Here is a 2,163-nt window from a genome sequence, read left to right on the forward strand (position 1 = left end):
CGGACCTAGGACGGATCCGCGCGCACGCCCTGAACCGACCGCCGCCCCCGCGCGGCGCCGGTGCGTGCGCCGACCCCGTACTCCGTCCACCCCTACGCACACGCCCCGCCGCCCGGCCGCGTACCACCGTGTCCGCGAGCGCCCCGGGGAGAAGGGTCCGCACCATGGGTTCCGCCAAGTCCAAAGCCGCCGCCCGCCGCGCCCGCGTCGAGGAACTGCGCCGCAAGGAGGCCGCCCGCGAGCGCCGCAGCAAGCAGCTCACCTATCTCGCCTCCGCCGTCGTCGTGATCGCCACGGCCGTCGGCGGCTACTTCATCGTCGACAGCGCCCGGGAGGACGAGAAGGCCGCCGCCGCGCCGCTGAAGGGCGAGCAGAGCTGGGACGACCTCGACCAGAACCACGTCACCGAGGACGTCGACTACAAGATGACGCCCCCCGCCGGCGGCGACCACGACGGCGCCTGGCAGAACTGCAACGGCGACGTCTACGACGAGCCGATACGCGACGAGAACGCCGTGCACTCCCTGGAGCACGGCGCCGTGTGGGTCACGTACAGCGACAAGGCGAAGGAGGCGGACCTCAAGAAGCTCGCCGAGCGCGTCGGCGAGACCCCGTACTCGCTGATGAGCCCGCACGCCGAGCAGACCGGCACGATCACGCTGACCGCCTGGGGCAAGCAGCTCACCGTGAACAAGGCCGAAGACCCGCAGGTGGGCAAGTTCTTCGACAAGTACGTCCAGGGGCCGCAGACCCCCGAGCAGGGTGCCGCGTGCACCGGCGGGAAGCCGGCGTGACCGTGCCCTGGCGCGCCCTGCGGTGGCCGCTGGCGATGCTGGCCGCGGCCGTCCTCGTCTGCGGTACGTTCCTCGTCGTCCTGGCCGCCGGCGCGGACGGCGACGACGGCCCCGCCGTCCCGGACACCGCCTCCGCGGACGCCGGGTTCGCCCGCGACATGGTCGTCCACCACCAGCAGGCGGTGGAGATGTCCCTCATCGTGCGCGACCGCACCGACGACGAGGACGTGCGCAGGCTCGCGTACGACATCGTCAACACCCAGGCCAACCAGCGCGGCATGCTCCTCGGCTGGCTGGACCAGTGGGAGCTGCCGGCGTCGTCGGGCGGGCCGCCGATGGCCTGGATGGGCCACGAGATGCCCTTCGAGGCCCGCGACGGGGCGCTGATGCCGGGCATGGCCACGGACACCCAGATCCGCCGACTGCGCGCGGCCGGGGGCGAGGAGGCCGAGGTGCTGTACCTCCGGCTGATGACCGCGCACCACCGGGGCGGCGTGCAGATGTCGCAGATGGCGGAGCCCGTGGTGGAGACGCGGGTGGTGCGGCGGCTGGCGGGGACCACGCTGCGCGGGCAGCAGTCGGAGATCGAGCTGATGCGGGACATGCTGGAGGAGCGCGGCGGGATCGTGAAGCCGTAGCCGGGCCGGCCCCGGTCGGTCGTACGTCAGCGGGCGAGGGCTTCGTCGAGGGCGGCGGCGAAGTCCTCGTACGTCCGCGGGTTGGAGATCTTCTCGCCGCCGAGGAAGAACGTCGGGGTGCCCTGGACGTCGAGGGCGAGGCCGTCGCGCTGGTCCGCCTGTACGCGCTTCGCCGTGCGCGGGTCCGCCAGGTCGCGGTCGAAGCGGGCCATGTCCAGGCCGAGTTCGCGGGCGAAGCCGCGGAAGACGTCCTCCTTGGACTCCCCGGCCTCGCCCCACTCGGCCTGGGTGTCGAAGAGCTTGCGGTACATCTCGTCGAACCTGTCCTGGCGGGCGGCGGCCTCCGCGGCGCGGGCGGCGAGTTCGCCGTTGCGGTGGCCGGGCATGGGGAAGTAGCGGGCGACGAAGGTGACGCGGTCGCCGTAGCGCTCGCGGAGCTTCTCGACGGCCGGGTAGTACGCGCCGCACGCCTCGCACTCGAAGTCGAGGAACTCCACGAGGGTCAGCTCGCTGTCGGCGGGCGACGTCAGGCGGTGGCTGTCGGCGCGTACGACGCGGGCGTCGGCGGCCGGGGCGGCGCCGGTGGGGGAGTCGTCGCCGGGCAGGAAGGCGGCGGCGAGGGCGAACACCGCGACGAAGACGACGGCGATGACGACGGTGGCGTAGAGGTGCTTCTTCTTGTTCAGGCTCTGGGTGGTCGGGTTCTCGGGCATGGGTTCCTCACGACGGGT

The 2,163-nt window shown here is 72.8% G+C and carries 3 protein-coding genes; 2 read left to right on the forward strand and 1 reads right to left on the reverse strand.

All coding sequences use genetic code 11. The features are described 5' to 3' along the window. The first annotated feature begins 164 nt into the window (after positions 1 to 164). Positions 165 to 794, forward strand: a complete 630-nt coding sequence (locus tag H5J30_RS28870; protein WP_181790220.1) for a thioredoxin-like domain-containing protein — start codon at positions 165 to 167, stop codon at positions 792 to 794. Next, entirely contained in the window at positions 770 to 1,432 is a 663-nt protein-coding gene (locus tag H5J30_RS28875) for a DUF305 domain-containing protein (RefSeq protein ID WP_181790221.1), read from the forward strand. Before H5J30_RS28870 ends, H5J30_RS28875 begins: the two co-directional genes overlap by 25 nt. Positions 1,433 to 1,458: 26 nt before the next feature. Here the strand turns inward: H5J30_RS28875 and H5J30_RS28880 are convergent, their stop codons facing one another. Further along, complete coding sequence (locus H5J30_RS28880) at positions 1,459 to 2,145, reverse strand: DsbA family protein (RefSeq protein WP_181790222.1); 687 nt, start codon at positions 2,143 to 2,145, stop codon at positions 1,459 to 1,461. Between the last annotated feature and the right edge of the window lie 18 nt (positions 2,146 to 2,163).

The organism is Streptomyces phytophilus (assembly GCF_013870535.1).
Taxonomy (GTDB): domain Bacteria; phylum Actinomycetota; class Actinomycetes; order Streptomycetales; family Streptomycetaceae; genus Streptomyces; species Streptomyces phytophilus.